General features: G+C 61.8%; 15 protein-coding genes. 5 read left to right on the plus strand and 10 right to left on the minus strand.

Going from position 1 to position 14,887, the window contains the following annotated elements; all coding sequences use genetic code 11:
* Nucleotides 1–42 precede the first annotated feature (42 nt).
* The 4 genes from VPH41_RS22660 to mnmG all read right to left on the minus strand — a co-directional run bounded on the left by VPH41_RS22660 (nucleotide 43) and on the right by mnmG (nucleotide 4,509).
* On the minus strand, nucleotides 43–927 hold the full coding sequence (locus VPH41_RS22660; RefSeq protein ID WP_152283853.1) for a ParB/RepB/Spo0J family partition protein: 885 nt from the start codon (nucleotides 925–927) through the stop codon (nucleotides 43–45).
* 64 nt (nucleotides 928–991) lie between these two features.
* Nucleotides 992–1,762, minus strand: a complete 771-nt coding sequence (locus VPH41_RS22665; protein ID WP_034752687.1) for a ParA family protein — start codon at nucleotides 1,760–1,762, stop codon at nucleotides 992–994.
* A gap of 168 nt (nucleotides 1,763–1,930) precedes the next feature.
* A complete protein-coding gene (rsmG, locus tag VPH41_RS22670; RefSeq protein WP_152257816.1) occupies nucleotides 1,931–2,575 on the minus strand; it encodes a 16S rRNA (guanine(527)-N(7))-methyltransferase RsmG in 645 nt (214 codons plus the stop codon).
* A complete protein-coding gene (gene mnmG / locus VPH41_RS22675; protein WP_328571566.1) occupies nucleotides 2,572–4,509 on the minus strand; it encodes a tRNA uridine-5-carboxymethylaminomethyl(34) synthesis enzyme MnmG in 1,938 nt (645 codons plus the stop codon). Before mnmG ends, rsmG begins: the two co-directional genes overlap by 4 nt.
* Before the next feature lie 317 nt (nucleotides 4,510–4,826).
* On the opposite strand from mnmG, the gene sugE reads away from it, so the two are divergent.
* The 5 genes from sugE (at nucleotide 4,827) to VPH41_RS22700 (ending at nucleotide 7,746) form a co-directional block, all read left to right on the plus strand.
* Nucleotides 4,827–5,147 (plus strand): quaternary ammonium compound efflux SMR transporter SugE, encoded by a 321-nt coding sequence (gene sugE, locus VPH41_RS22680; RefSeq protein ID WP_152283851.1) that lies wholly within the window; start codon nucleotides 4,827–4,829, stop codon nucleotides 5,145–5,147.
* Nucleotides 5,148–5,158: 11 nt separating this feature from the next.
* Nucleotides 5,159–5,518: an NADH-quinone oxidoreductase subunit A gene (locus tag VPH41_RS22685; RefSeq protein ID WP_152283850.1), complete on the plus strand. Its 360-nt coding sequence runs from the start codon at nucleotides 5,159–5,161 to the stop codon at nucleotides 5,516–5,518.
* Nucleotides 5,515–5,676, plus strand: a complete 162-nt coding sequence (locus VPH41_RS22690) for a hypothetical protein (RefSeq protein ID WP_287776533.1) — start codon at nucleotides 5,515–5,517, stop codon at nucleotides 5,674–5,676. Before VPH41_RS22685 ends, VPH41_RS22690 begins: the two co-directional genes overlap by 4 nt.
* A gap of 76 nt (nucleotides 5,677–5,752) precedes the next feature.
* Nucleotides 5,753–6,910, plus strand: a complete 1,158-nt coding sequence (locus VPH41_RS22695; RefSeq protein WP_328571567.1) for an iron-containing alcohol dehydrogenase — start codon at nucleotides 5,753–5,755, stop codon at nucleotides 6,908–6,910.
* 44 nt (nucleotides 6,911–6,954) lie between these two features.
* A complete protein-coding gene (locus VPH41_RS22700; RefSeq protein ID WP_328571568.1) occupies nucleotides 6,955–7,746 on the plus strand; it encodes an EAL domain-containing protein in 792 nt (263 codons plus the stop codon).
* Nucleotides 7,747–7,791: 45 nt separating this feature from the next.
* On the opposite strand, the gene VPH41_RS22705 is transcribed toward VPH41_RS22700, so the two are convergent.
* The 6 genes from VPH41_RS22705 to VPH41_RS22730 form a co-directional block, all read right to left on the minus strand.
* Nucleotides 7,792–9,852, minus strand: a complete 2,061-nt coding sequence (locus tag VPH41_RS22705; RefSeq protein ID WP_328571569.1) for a 3-hydroxybutyrate oligomer hydrolase family protein — start codon at nucleotides 9,850–9,852, stop codon at nucleotides 7,792–7,794.
* Nucleotides 9,853–9,928: 76 nt separating this feature from the next.
* Nucleotides 9,929–10,909, minus strand: a complete 981-nt coding sequence (locus VPH41_RS22710) for a branched-chain amino acid ABC transporter permease (protein ID WP_152257810.1) — start codon at nucleotides 10,907–10,909, stop codon at nucleotides 9,929–9,931.
* Nucleotides 10,910–10,940: 31 nt separating this feature from the next.
* The gene (locus VPH41_RS22715; protein WP_152283847.1) at nucleotides 10,941–11,825 is read right to left on the minus strand and encodes a branched-chain amino acid ABC transporter permease; all 885 of its coding nucleotides are present in this window, start codon (nucleotides 11,823–11,825) and stop codon (nucleotides 10,941–10,943) included.
* A 164-nt stretch (nucleotides 11,826–11,989) separates the two neighbouring features.
* The gene (locus VPH41_RS22720; RefSeq protein ID WP_152283846.1) at nucleotides 11,990–13,198 is read right to left on the minus strand and encodes an ABC transporter substrate-binding protein; all 1,209 of its coding nucleotides are present in this window, start codon (nucleotides 13,196–13,198) and stop codon (nucleotides 11,990–11,992) included.
* A gap of 76 nt (nucleotides 13,199–13,274) precedes the next feature.
* Nucleotides 13,275–14,003: an ABC transporter ATP-binding protein gene (locus tag VPH41_RS22725; RefSeq protein ID WP_442906305.1), complete on the minus strand. Its 729-nt coding sequence runs from the start codon at nucleotides 14,001–14,003 to the stop codon at nucleotides 13,275–13,277.
* Nucleotides 14,003–14,773: an ABC transporter ATP-binding protein gene (locus VPH41_RS22730; RefSeq protein ID WP_035823437.1), complete on the minus strand. Its 771-nt coding sequence runs from the start codon at nucleotides 14,771–14,773 to the stop codon at nucleotides 14,003–14,005. Before VPH41_RS22730 ends, VPH41_RS22725 begins: the two co-directional genes overlap by 1 nt.
* Nucleotides 14,774–14,887: the final 114 nt, after the last annotated feature.

Here is a 14,887-nt window from a genome sequence, read left to right on the forward strand (position 1 = left end):
CGCTTGTGGCTTGCCATTTTCCCGTCTTTGCCAACTTGCTATTTAACCACGCAAGCGCGTCAATAATCCATCGAGCACGTCAAGATCGGCAAAATCGATCACCAATTGGCCCCGGCCTTTATTCCCCATCTTGAATACCACGGGCGTGGCCAGCGCATCGGACAGCTCTTCTTCCAGGCGCGCCATGTCGCCGGACTTTTCCTTCTGCCGCGGCTCGACGGGGTTGGCCGCTTCCTCGACCGTGCGCGTGACGAGCTTTTCCGTTTCGCGCACGGACAGGCGCTTGGCCACCACCTGGTTGGCCAGGGTGATCTGGCTGGCCGCATCGACGGCCAGCAGCGCGCGCGCATGGCCCATGTCGATATCGCCGGCCATCAGCATGGTCTGCACGGGATTGGCCAGGTTCATCAGGCGCAACAGGTTCGACACCGCGCTGCGCGAGCGTCCCAGCGCAGTGGCCGCTTGCTCATGCGTAAAATTGAAGTCGGCGATCAGGCGGTGGATGCCCTGCGCCTCTTCCAGCGGATTCAAGTCTTCGCGCTGGATGTTCTCGATCAGCGCCATGGCCGCGGCGGCCAGGTCGTCCACATCGCGCACCAGTACCGGCACTTCCGTCAGTCCCGCCAGCTGCGAGGCGCGGAACCGGCGTTCGCCGGCGATGATTTCATATTTGATCACGCCGCTCAGGGTGTCCTGCCCGATCGGGCGCACCAGGATAGGCTGCATCAATCCTTGCGCCTTGATCGAGGCGGCCAGTTCATTCAGGGCCCCCTCGTCCATGCGCGTGCGGGGCTGGTATTTGCCGGCTTGCATTTGTGACACGGGCAAGTTCGACGGTTGATTCGTGTCCGGACTGGCAAAGTCGCCGCCGCCGCCCAATAAGGCGTCGAGTCCGCGACCCAGTCCTTTTAATTTTTTCGTAGCCATGCTGTCCTAATCGTGTTTTCAGAGTAAGCGCTTACATCATAATGTGCAGGCGCTCGCCCCTTGTTTACATATGTTTGATGCGTTCGACCATCTCGGCGCCGAAGGCGATATACGCCTGCGCACCTTTCGAGCTGGGGTCGAAGGTCACGCCAGGCAAGCCGTACGACGGCGCTTCGGCCAGACGCACATTGCGCGGGATGATGGTATTGAAGACCTTGTCGCCGAAGTGCTGCTCCAGCTGGGCCGATACCTGTTGCGATAATGTCATGCGCGGATCGAACATCACGCGCAACAGGCCGATGATCTTCAGGTCCGGGTTCAGGTTCGCATGCACCTTCTTGATGGTGTTGACCAGGTCGGACAAGCCTTCCAGCGCGTAGTACTCGCACTGCATCGGGATGATCACGCCATGCGCGGCGCACAGGCCGTTCAGGGTCAGCATCGATAATGCCGGTGGGCAATCTACTAATATGAAGTCGTATTCGCCGTCGACTTCGGCCAGCGCATCCTTCAGGCGGCGTTCGCGGTTGTCCAGCTCGACCATCTCCACTTCGGCGCCGGCCAGCTCGCGGTTCGACGGCAGGACGTCGAAGCGCCCCGCTTCCGAACGCTGGCGTGCCGTCTTGACATCGGACTCGCCCAGCATCACTTCATAGGTGGACGCCTTCAAGCCGGCCTTGTTGATGCCGGCGCCCATGGTCGCATTGCCCTGCGGGTCGAGGTCGACCAGCAGCACGCGCTGGTTCAACTTGGCCAGACCGGCGGAGAGGTTGACGCTTGTTGTGGTTTTACCAACACCACCCTTTTGATTTGCTACACAAAAAATTTTGGCCATGTATCTTCTAGTTGTAAATAGGTGCAAACTTCATCGTGCGCCCCGGCATCCGGCCGAAACGATTTATACTGTTTATTTCATTTATACGATATAAATCGTTTATACGGTTTATATAATTTATACCGTATAAACCGTTTATATGATTTACACCGTTTATTTTTTCAATCCTTAAACTCTTGCTATAAAGACCAGATGACGCTCTGCATTTAGCCCTGGCACCGCAATTGCGCGTAGCTCCGTTACTCGCCATTCCGCTGGCAGTCGCTCGCGTTCGTCTGGCGGCGCCACCCCTTTCAAGGCGATGAATTGACCGCCCTCTTCCAGCACGTGGCCCGACCAGTTGACGAAGTCGGACAGGTCGGCAAAGGCGCGCGAGGTGATCACATCGAATTTCTGCTGCACTTCCAGCTGTTCCACGCGTTTCGTGTACACGGTCACGTTGCTCAAGCCCAGTTCGGCCTTCACTTGCGTCAGGAAAGCCGTCTTCTTGTGCACCGTGTCGATCATCGACACCTTCACGTCGGGCCGCGCAATGGCCAGCACCATGCCCGGCAAGCCGCCGCCCGCGCCCACGTCGAGCACGTTTTTCGCCGCCGCGAACGCCGGTACGGCGGCCAGCGAATCGAGCACGTGCAAGGTCAGCATCTGCAGGGGATCGCGCACCGACGTCAGGTTGTACACGCTATTCCATTTGGCCAGCAAGGCCAGGTAATCGAGCAGTTTTTCCGTCTGATCCGCGCTCAGGTCCAGCCCCAGCGCGGCGATGCCTTCATTCAAAATCTGGGCCAATGCGGCCCGGTCAAACTGCTTCATTCAACAACCTCGTCCTTTAAAGTGGTGGTCTGCGCGGCACCGAAGCCGCGCTTTTTCAGGTGGACCAGCAGCAGCGAAATCGCCGCCGGCGTCACGCCGGATATGCGCGATGCCTGGCCCAGGGTTTCCGGGCGCTGCTTGTCGAGTTTTTGCCGCACTTCGACCGACAGCGCGCCGATATCCAGGTAGTTAAAACCGGCCGGCAAGGCCAGGTTTTCATAGTGTTCGTGGCGCTCGATTTCCTTGCTCTGGCGCTCGATGTAGCCCGCATATTTGAGCTGGATTTCCACCTGCTCGCGCACGGCAGGATCCTCCACGCCGGGACCGGCCAGGGCCTGGCCTTCCATGCCCGTCATGCTCATCAAGGTGTCGTAGGCGACGTTCGGGCGGCACAGCAGGTCCGCCAGCGAATACTCGCGTTCGATGGCCTGGCCAACGATGCGTTCCGATTCCGCGGCCGCCAGGATGCGCGGGTTGACCCACGTGGAACGCAGGCGCTCGAGCTCGCGCGCCACCGCTTCGCGCTTGGTTTCGAATGCCTGCCATTGCACGTCGCCCACGCAGCCCAGCGCGCGGCCGATTTCCGTCAAGCGCATGTCGGCATTGTCTTCGCGCAGGCTCAAACGGTACTCGGCGCGGCTGGTGAACATGCGGTACGGTTCCTGCACGCCCTGGGTGATCAGATCGTCGACCAGCACGCCCAGATAGGCCTCGGAGCGGCCCGGTACCCAGGCTTCCTTGTCCTGCGTCAGCAAGGCCGCATTCAGGCCCGCCAGCATGCCTTGCGCGGCCGCTTCCTCGTAGCCCGTGGTGCCGTTGATCTGGCCCGCAAAGAACAGGCCGGCGACGGCCTTCGTTTCCAGCGACGCTTTCAGGCCGCGCGGGTCGAAATAATCGTATTCGATGGCATAGCCGGGACGCAGGATGTGGGCGTTTTCCATGCCCTTCATCGATTGCACCAGGGCGATCTGCACGTCGAACGGCAGGCTCGTCGAGATGCCGTTCGGATAGAACTCGTGCGTCGTCAAGCCTTCCGGCTCGAGGAAGATCTGGTGCGATTCCTTGCCCGAGAAGCGGTGGATCTTGTCTTCGATCGAGGGGCAATAACGGGGTCCGACGCCTTCGATCACGCCCGTGTACATGGGGCTGCGGTCGAGGCCGGCGCGGATGATGTCGTGCGTCTGGCTATTCGTGTGCGTGACCCAGCATGGCACCTGGCGCGGGTGCATGGCCGTGTTGCCCATCACCGAGAAGACGGGCACGGGATCGAGGTCGCCCGGCTGTTCTTGCATCACGGAAAAGTCGATCGTGCGGCCATCGATGCGCGGCGGCGTGCCCGTTTTCAAGCGGCCCTGCGGCAGTTTCAGCTCTTTCAGGCGGGCCGACAGCGAGATCGCGGGCGGATCGCCGGCACGGCCAGCCGAGTAGTTGTTCAAGCCCACGTGGATCTTGCCGTCGAGGAAAGTGCCCGCCGTCAGCACCACGGCGCGCGCCAGGAACTTCAGGCCGATCTGCGTCACGGCGCCCACGACCCGGTCGCCTTCGACGATCAGATCGTCGACCGCTTGCTGGAACAGCCACAGGTTCGGCTGGTTTTCCAGGCGCGTGCGGATGGCGGCCTTGTAGAGAATACGGTCGGCCTGGGCGCGCGTGGCGCGGACTGCCGGGCCTTTCGAAGAGTTCAGTATACGGAACTGGATGCCGGACTCGTCGGTGGCAATCGCCATCGCGCCGCCCATGGCATCGACCTCCTTGACCAGGTGGCCCTTGCCGATGCCGCCGATGGAGGGATTGCACGACATCTGGCCCAGTGTCTCAATATTATGCGTGAGCAATAGCGTCTTCTGCCCCATGCGGGCGGAAGCGAGGGCCGCCTCGGTACCGGCGTGACCACCACCGACAACGATGACGTCGAATTCTGTAGGAAATAACATGATAAATAGGTAACAGTGCAAGTAAAAATGCGGGAAGAGAGCTCCGATTATAGAGTCTTTTTGCGAGCGCAACCTTCCACGGGCCATTTTTTGCTTAATTTTTACTCAGCAGTGGCATGGCAACGGCCGTTTGTGTTTCACGTGGAACACGAACCGTGGCCAGGCAGAGGGCTGCGGTAGCGTGAAATGTTTGCTACAATTGCCCCATCGTCCGCATCCGTGATCACGCCAGTGGCCATCGGGACGAGCATCCAGGAGGACGGCCTCCCCCATCATGGGAACACACCGGGACGGCCCGCTCTGTATAAGGAGCCGCCATGGCCTGGATACTATTACTCATTGCCGGCATGTTTGAAGTCGTGTGGGCATACTCGATGAAACTCTCCGAGGGTTTCACCAAACTCACCCCCTCCGTCATTACCATCGTCATGATGATCGCCAGCTTCGGCTTGCTGTCGCTGGCCATGCGCACCCTGCCCCTGGGCACCGCCTACACGATCTGGACGGGCATCGGCGCCGTCGGCGCCTTCATCGTCGGCATCGTCTTTCTGGGCGAGCAGCTCAATGCCATGCGCGTGTGCGCTGCCGTCCTCATCGTGTGCGGCATCGTACTGATGAAAATGTCGTCCAGCCATTGAGAGGAATCCCCATGCTCCTCGAAAACTATTTTCCCGTCCTGCTGTTCATTCTCGTCGGCATCCTGGTCGGCATCGTGCCCATGCTGCTGGGACGCGTGCTGGGTCCGCACAAACCGGATCCGCAAAAACTGTCGCAGTATGAATGCGGCTTCGAAGCGTTCGGCGACGCGCGCATGAAGTTCGACATCCGCTTCTACCTGGTGGCCATCCTGTTCATCCTGTTCGATATCGAGGTGATCTTCCTGATGCCGTGGGCGGCCAACGTCAATGAACTGGGCTTGCATGGCTTCTGGGCCGTCATGGGCTTCTTGAGCGTGCTGGCCATCGGCCTGGCCTATGAATGGAAACGCGGCGCGCTGGAGTGGGAATGAGAAACCTGCTCTTCCTCAACATCGTGATGGGTGTTGGCCTCGCGTATGCGGCCGTGCGCGAGTACCGGCAAGATGCGCGCACGTTCCGCGTACTGGCCGCCGTGTCCAGCCTGTCGCTGCTCGTGAGCCTGGGACTGGCAAGCCAGCAGCAAGGCTGAACGGTTCCACGTGAAACATGCACGGGGCGGGAAAGCGGAGTAAGCTTGGCTACTGTCCTTGCCGTCAGGAGCCTGCATGTCCGCCTTCCAGTTCCGCACCGTGCCGCATCTGATCGTTGAACCGGGCGCCGCCGCCCAGCTGGGCGCGCACATCGCCCGTCACTTCCCCACCGTCCGCCGTGCCCTGCTCGTCACCGATGCAGGGTTTCTGCGCACGGGACTGGCCGATGCGCCCCTGCACAGCCTGCGGACGGCGGGCATCGACACCCATGTCTTTTCCGAGGTGCAAGCCGATCCGCCCGAAGCCATCGTGCTGGCAGGCGTGGCCCAGGCCCGGATGTTTCACGTGGAACTGGTTATTGGCCTCGGCGGCGGCAGCTCGCTGGACGTGGCCAAGCTGGTCGCCGTACTGGCATCGGGCCACCAGGAACTGGCCCAACTGTATGGCATCGGCAATGTCCACGGCCAGCGCCTGCCCCTCGTGCAATTGCCCACCACGGCGGGCACGGGTTCCGAAGTAACGCAGATCGCCATCGTCACCACGGGTGCCACCAGCAAGATGGGCGTGGTGGCGCCGCAACTGTATGCGGACCTGGCCATCCTCGACGCCAGCCTGACCCTGGGCTTGCCGCCCGCCGTGACGGCCGCCACCGGCATCGACGCCATGGTGCATGTGATCGAAGCGTACACCAGCCGCCTGCTGAAAAATCCCTTGTCCGACATGCTGGCCACGCAGGCGCTGTCGCTGCTGTCCGGCAATCTGCTCACGGCGTGCCGCGATGGCGCCAACTTGCCAGCGCGCCAGGCCATGCTGCTGGGCGCCATGCTGGCCGGCCAGGCGTTTGCCAACGCTCCCGTGGCCGCCGTGCATGCGCTCGCCTATCCCATCGGCGGCCTGTTCCACGTGCCACACGGCTTGTCGAATGCGCTGGTGCTGCCGCACGTGCTGCGCTTTAATCTGTCCCACGCGGCACCCCTGTATGCGCAGCTGGCTGCCATCGTGCAGCCCGGCATCACGGGCAGCGACGAGGCGCGGGCGAACGCCCTGATCGACAGCATGCAGGAGATTGCCCTGGCCACCGGTATCGCGCGTACCCTGCGCGAAGTGGGCATCGCGGCTGGCGACCTGGACCGGCTGGCCGACGACGCCATGCTGCAGACGCGCTTGCTAGGCAACAATCCCCGTCCCGTCACGCGCGGCGCTGCGCGCGCCATCTATGCCGCCGCACTGTGAGCCAGCAGACGCAGCCTGCCAACCTACCCTGCTACACTGCCGCCATGATGCATCCCGATATCCCCATTCATCCTGACAACACCAGCTTTCCGCACGGTGCCTGTGCCGGCTGCCATGACAGCGCGCCGCTGCCGTTTGCCTTCGAGTATGCGTATCAGCCCATCGTCGACCTCGCCACACGCAGCATCTATGCGCACGAGGCACTGGTGCGCGGTCCCAATGGCGAAAGCGCGGCCAGCGTGCTGGCGCAAGTCAACGACGCCAACCGCTACCGCTTCGACCAGGCTTGCCGCGTCAAGGCCGTGGCCGGTGCCGCCAGGCTGGGCATGCATGGCTTTCTGTCGATTAACTTCCTGCCCAACGCCGTCTACCGCCCGGAAGTATGCATCCGCAGCACCCTGGAAGCGGCCACCTTGCACCGCTTCCCCACCGATAAAATCATCTTTGAAGTCACGGAAGGCGAACGGGTGCAAGACCGTCCCCATCTGGTCGATATCTTCCGCGCCTACCGGCGCTTCGGTTTCCAGACCGCCATCGATGATTTCGGCGCCGGCTATGCAGGCTTGAACCTGCTGGCCGAATACCAGCCCGACATCATCAAGATCGACATGGACCTGGTGCGCGGCATCGATACGCACGCGCCACGCCAGGCGATCGTGCGGGCCATCGCCAGCCTGTGCCATCAGCTCGGTGTCCGCGTGCTGGCCGAAGGCATCGAGACACGCGCCGAGCGCGACTTCCTGGCCAGCTGCGGCATTTCCCTGATGCAGGGCTACTGGTTTTCCAAACCGGTCTTCCAGGGACTGGGCCATATCCCCGATACGGCCTGGGAATAAAAACGGCCACGTAAAACGTGGCCGCAGGTTTCATGGTGATACAGCCTAGTTGGGAATGTCGACGACCGTCCCCGTCACGCTAATGGCATTGCCGGGCGCCGGCGCCGCAGCGATCGCCGGCACGTTGACATTCGTGATCAAGGTCGACGCATCGGCCCGCGTTACCGTGCGCACCACCTGCGATGGCGGCAAGGCTTGCTTGGCAGACAGATGCGCATACATGGCGTCGAGCGCCCGGTTCAGGTACACGTGCAGGGGCACGATCAGGGTCGGCAAGGCGCTGCTGAACGAGTCAAAGTGATTGGCATTCGTCACCTCGATATAGCGCAACCGGCTATTTGCGCCCTCCACCGACGCGTTCAAGCCCACATACGCGCGCGAGGCGTGGTTCACGGGTATCAAGGTGTCGCTGCGGCCGTGCACGATGATGGCGGGTTTGCCATTCAATTTGCCGCTGGCCGCCACCTCGGCCATGCCGGCCCGCACGCGCGCGCTTTGCCCACCCAGCGTGCCCTCCAGGGTGGCGCCGTTGACGGCATCCCTGCCCGTCGCCAGGCTGCGCAGGCACAGGAAGCCGTCGAGCGACTGGTCCGCCAGATTGCTGGAGGGCGACACGCCGGCCGTGTAGACCTTGGCGCCGCCCACGCTGTTCTCATACACGACATTGCCCACGATGCCGCTCTGGGCGGCAAAGCTGGCGGCCTTCTGCGCCGACGTAAACGCCACCGGATTGCCGCTGCCGTCCGTCTGCGCAAACGTGAAACCGCACACCTTGTCCGTCACGGAAAATTTGCCGTAGGCAGACGCATACGTGACGGCCACGAGGATGTTCGTGCCCGCGTGCGCCGCCTGCAGCGGATCGGAATCGACCAGCCAGCCATATGCGCGCAAGCGCTGTTTCGCATCCGCCTGCTGTGCCGCCAGGTCCGCGCCGTTCAATAAACCCTTGTTGACGAGTGCCGTGCAGCGTCCCGCGTTGCCCGCCACGGAAGCGATGCACGGCTGGTACAGGGCCGCATAGGTGGCATAGTCGAACAGCGCGCGGCCCGGATTGGCCACCAGCGCCCCGCCCTGGCGCACGCTGTAGGCAGTCGATGGCGCCGGCTGGACCTGCGGCTCGCTGGCCGCCACGCCGCCGATCAAGCCCTTGCTATCCTGTTCCGCCGCCAGCAAGGCCGAGCCGGCGCCATTGGAAATGCTCGACGCGATCGTGATGGTGTTCTTCGGCGTCAGGCGCACGACGCGCGCACTGCCGTCGCGGGCCAGCACGCCGTAGCGCTCGTTCAACACATAATAGGCCATCTCGATCGCCTGCAAGGTGACCTTGCCCCAATCCTTCTCCGGATTCTGCTGCGAGTGCGCATGCTTGAAGGCGATGCGGTTCGGGTTGGCGGCAGCCCAGGCCAGCCGGTCCGCATCGCTCAGGTCCGGCGCGAAGAGCGCGTTCTTGCCGGCCACCACCCTGCCCGCGCGCACGCCGTTCTGCAGGTTGACGCTGTCGTCCTCGAACACATACAGGCCCGTGCCGGAACCCTTGTCCGCATACGCCACGGCGCAGCCCTTTTTCAGGCCCCATTCGCCCGAGCTGCCGATGGCGCCGTAGATGCCGCGCGAACCGCTCGACGTGCCCGTGACGATGCAGGCGTGGTCCGGGTCGAAGCTGGCCGGCACCTGCACCATCAAGGTGACATTTTTCCTGCCCGTGCCATCGTCCGCATACGCGATGTATTCGCTGCCCGCGACCAGGCCCTCGCCCGTGCCCACGTTCCCGGACGCATCCACGTTCGGTCCGTACAGGGTGCCGTAGCCGCTGTTGGCGGCAATGTCGAGCACGGCGCGGTAGTTGGCATGGATCGCATTGCGGCGCAGTTCGGCCGACGTCGGCTGCTCGGCGTTCGCATACGCGGGCGTCGCTGCCGCCAGCCCCGTCTTGCCCAGGCCAGCCGTGAGCAGATCATTCGTCTTGCCGTCGTAGTCGGCGCGCGCAATCGTGCCCAGATAGCTGGGCATCTGGTTCAATTCTTCCGGTGCATGGTTGCTGCCGCAGGCTGCCAACGCCAGCAGGGTGCACAGGCCGCTCCCGGCGCGCGTGATCGTCGTTTGCATGGTGGTTCTCTCCGTTGAGGTAACAGTGGACGCACAATGAAAAACGCCGGACGATCCGTCCGGCGTTGCTTGAAAATCAGACAGCGGCTTTGGCAGCCCTGCCGCCGAAGCGCGCGATGGCTTCACCGACGATGCCGCGCCGGAACAGCAAGACGCAGATGACGAAGATCACGCCCGTGACCATGCCTACCGATTCGCCCAGGGTGCCGAACCATTCGATGCCCGTGTGCGTGGCCAGATAGGTGCCTACATCGCCCAGCTTGTTTTCCAGCGCGATGATCAGCACGGCGCCGAGGATGGGACCGGACAAGGTGCCCATGCCGCCCACCAGTGTCATCAGCACGACCAGGCCCGACATGCCCCAGTACACATCGGTCAGGGTTTCAAAGCCCAGCACCAGGGTCTTGGTGGCGCCGGCCAGCGCGGCCAGCGAGGCGGACAGCACGATGGCCATCAGCTTGTACTTGTTGACGTCGTAGCCCAGCGAGATGGCGCGCGGTTCGTTTTCCTTGATGGCCTTGAGCACCTGGCCGAACGGCGAGTGGATGGTGCGCACGATCAGGGCGAAACCGGCGACAAAAATCGCCAGCACGACGTAGTACAGGACGGTGTCATTGCCCAGGTCTATCATGCCCAGCAAGGTTCCACGTGGAACACCCTGCAAGCCATCCTCGCCGCCCGTGAACGGCAGCCGCAAGGCCAGGAAGTACACCATCTGCGCCAGCGCCAGGGTGATCATCGTGAAGTAGATGCCCTGGCGGCGGATGGCCAGGCCGCCGATCACCAGGCCCAGCAAGGCACCCGTGGCGACGCCGGCCAGCAGGCCCAGTTCCGTTGGCCAGCCCCAGGTGCGCAGCGCGTAGCCGGTGACATAGCCGGCGCCGCCGAAGAAGGCCGCATGGCCGAACGACAGCAAGCCCGTGTAGCCGATCAACAAGTTGAAAGCGCAGGCAAACAGGGCAAAGCACAGCAACTTCATCAGGAAGACGGGATAGCCGTAAAACGGCGCCGCCAACGCCAGCAGCAAGGCAATGGCGTAGCCTACATTCTTATTCATCGTGGTAGCTCCAATACATGACTGATGAGGATTACTTTTCTTTGCCGAACAGGCCGGCCGGACGCAGCAGCAGCACGATGACCATCACCACGAACACCACGGTGGCCGAGCCTTCCGGGTAGAACACGCGGGTCAGGCCTTCGATCACGCCCAGGCCCAGGCCCGTCAGAATGGAACCCATGATGGAACCCATGCCGCCGATCACCACCACGGCAAACACGACGATGATCAGGTTCGAGCCCATCAGCGGCGACACCTGGATGATGGGCGCGGCCAGCACGCCGGCGAAACCGGCCAGCGCCACGCCGAAGCCGAACGTCAACGTCACCATCAGCGGCACGTTGATGCCGAACGCTTCCACCAGTTTCGGGTTTTCCGTGCCGGCCCGCAGGTAGGCGCCCAGCTTGGTTTTTTCGATGACGAACCAGGTGGCCAGGCAGACGGTGAGCGACGCGATCACCACCCACGCGCGGTAGTTCGGCAAGATCATGAAGCCCAGGTCCGTCGCGCCGGCCAGCGCTTCGGGCACGGCATACGGCTGGCCCGAGACGCCATAGAACGAGCGGAACACGCCTTCCATGATCAGGGTGATGCCAAAGGTCAGCAGCAAGCCATACAGGTGGTCGAGTTTGTACAGCCAGCGCAGCATGGTCTTTTCGATCAGGATGCCGACCAGGCCGACGAGGATGGGGGCGATGACCAGCATGGCCCAGTAATTGATGTCGAAATAACTGAGGCCCATCCAGGCCAGGAAGGCGCCCATCATGTACATGGCGCCGTGCGAGAAATTAATCACATTGAGCAAGCCGAAGATGACGGCCAGACCGAGGGACAACATGGCATAGAACGAGCCGTTGACGAGACCCAGCAGCAGCTGGCTCATCATCGCTTGTAATGGAACGCCGAAAATTTCCATGGCATCACAGTATAAAAAGCACCGCCGGAGAACGGTGTGGTATCAAGGGAAACACGCCACCGCAGACTGGCGCGGCGGCGCAAGGCGAACCCTGCGAGCGAAGAGCATGCAGGACGGACCGCCCGCGCACAGGCGGACGATCCGCTGGAGGTCGGACTACAGCGTTACTTCCACAGCGAACACTTCGATTCGGCCTTGGTCACATACGCCTGCGCACCGGGCACGGTGGCCACGACCTTGTAGTAATCCCATGGGTATTTCGACTCGGATGGCTTCTTGACTTCCATCAGGTACATATCGTGCACCATGCGCCCATCGGGACGCACTTCGCCATTCTGGGTAAACATGTCGTTGATCTTGGTCTTTTTCAGGTAGGCCATGACCTTCTCGGTGTCGTCCGTTCCCAGCGCCTTGACGGCCTTCAGGTAGTTTGCCGCAGCCGAATAGTCGGCCGCCTGCAGCATCGACGGTTCCTTCTTCATCTTGGCGAAATAGCGTTTCGACCAGGCGCGCGTGTCCGCATTCAAGTCCCAGTACCAGCCGTCCGTCAGGTACATGCCTTGCGTCAGGTTCAAGCCCAGCGAATGGATGTCATTGATGAAGATCAGCAAGCCGGCCAGCTTCATCGATTTCGTCAGGCCGAACTCGTTGGCTGCCTTGATGCTGTTGATGGCGTCGCCCCCCGCATTGGCCAGGCCCAGGATTTGCGGCTTGGCGGCCTGCGCCTGCAGCAGGAAGGAAGAGAAATCGGACGCGCCCAGCGGATGCTTGACGCTGCCCAGCACCTTGCCGCCGGCCGCCTTGACGACCTCGGCCGTGTCTTTTTCCAGCGAATGGCCAAACGCGTAGTCGGCCGTCATGAAATACCAGTTCTTGCCGCCCTGCTTGACGATGGTGCCGCCCGTGCCGCGCGCCAGCGCCACCGTGTCGTACGCGTAATGCACGGTGTACGGCGTGCATTCCTCATTCGTCAGGCGCGACGAGCCGGCGCCGATGGCAATGAAGATTTTCTTCTTTTCCGCCGCCACCTTGGCCATGGCCAGGCTGGCGCCGGAATTGGTGCCGCCGATCAGCATGTCGACGCCCTGCTGGTCGAACCATTCGCGCGCTTTCGAGGCGGCGATGTCGGCCTTGTTCTGATGGTCGGCAGAAATGAATTCCACTTTTTTGCCAGCAATGACCACGCCGGCGTCGGCGATCGCCATCTTGATGGCTTCCGCGCCGCCGAGGCCGTCGACGTCGGAATACACGCCCGACATGTCGGAAATAAAACCGATCTTGATGGTGTCGCCCGATACCTGGGCGTGCGCGGCAGCAGAAAAGCCCAGTGCGCAAAGAGTGGCGGTGGCAATGGCGATAGCGTTACGTTTCATAGTGTCTCCGTTGGGATTATTGTTTGCTATTCAGTCGATTGCTGGACGATGACGAGTACAACAGACTACATGGGGACTACACGCCAAGCAGCTCGGTCAATACCGGCATCTTGGCCTCCAGTTCGGATGCAGCAAAAGTCTCGACGATCTGACCGTGCTCCATCACATAAAACCGGTCCGCCAGCGGCGCGGCAAACCGGAAATTCTGTTCCACCATGACGATGGTGTAGCCTTTCGCCTTCAGGGTGGTGATCATGCGCGCCAGGCCCTGCACGATGACGGGCGCCAGGCCTTCGGAAATTTCATCGAGCAGCAGCAGGCGCGCGCCCGTGCGCAGGATGCGCGCCACGGCCAGCATCTGCTGTTCCCCGCCCGACAGGCGCGTGCCCTGGCTGTGGCGGCGCTCCTGCAGATTCGGGAACATGGCGTAGATTTCCTCCACCGACATGCCCTTTTCGCCGCTGGCCAGGGTGGGCGGCAGCAGCAGGTTTTCCTCCGTCGACAGCGAGGAAAAAATGCCGCGCTCTTCGGGACAATACCCGATGCCCAGGTGGGCGATTTTGTGCGTGGCCAAACCGATCGCTTCAGCGCCGTTGACTTTGATCGAGCCCGTGCGTGCGCCCGTCAAGCCCATGATGGCGCGCAAGGTGGTGGTGCGGCCGGCGCCGTTGCGGCCCAGCAAAGTCACCACTTCGCCCTGCTGCACTTTCAGATTGACGTCATGCAGGATGTGCGATTCGCCATACCAGGTATGCAGCTGTGTAATTTCCAGCGCGGGTGCGCTGCCATTCGCTTGTGTCGCCATCAATGCGCCCCTTCCAGTTCCGCGTGCGTGGTGCCCATGTACGCTTCCATCACTTGCGGATTGCGCGACACTTCCGCGTAGCTGCCTTCAGCCAGCATGGCGCCGCGCTGCAAGACGGAAATCTTGTCGCAGATGCCGGACACTACGCTCATATTGTGTTCCACCATCAAAATCGTGCGGCCGGCCGACACCTTCTTGATCAGTTCCGTCACGCGGTGCACGTCTTCGTGGCCCATGCCCTGCGTGGGCTCATCGAGCAGCATCATTTCCGGTTCCATCGCCAGGGTGGTGGCAATTTCCAGCGCCCGCTTGCGGCCGTACGGCATGTCGACCGTGATGGTGTCGGCAAACTCCGTCAGGTCGACCTCGGCCAGCAAGGCCATGGCGCGGTCGTTGAGCTGATTCAATGCCCGTTCGCTCTGCCAAAAGTGAAACGAGGTACCGAGCTGGCGCTGCAAGCCGATGCGCACATTTTGCAGCACCGATAAATGGGGGAAGACGGCGGAAATCTGGAATGAACGGATCACGCCCATGCGGGCGATCTGCGCCGGCTTGGCGGCCGTGATGTCTTTTCCATTGAACAGGATCTGTCCGGAAGTGGGGACCAGGAATTTGGTGAGCAAGTTGAAACACGTGGTCTTGCCGGCGCCGTTAGGACCGATCAAGGCGTGGATATGGCCCCGCTCTACCTTCAGGTTCACCTCGCTCACCGCAGTGAAACCCTTGAATTCCTTGGTCAAATTTCTTGTTTCCAAGATTACGTTTGACATCGTGTCTCCTAGTTGTACTTTTTGTACTACTTAGTCATTTTTATAATACACAACTTAAATTTAACGCACAATACAGTATAACTACGGGGATTTTTCGCTCGCCCGAATGGCGCA

The sequence above is a fragment of the Janthinobacterium sp. P210006 genome, assembly GCF_036231885.1.
GTDB classification, from domain to species: domain Bacteria; phylum Pseudomonadota; class Gammaproteobacteria; order Burkholderiales; family Burkholderiaceae_D; genus Janthinobacterium; species Janthinobacterium violaceinigrum.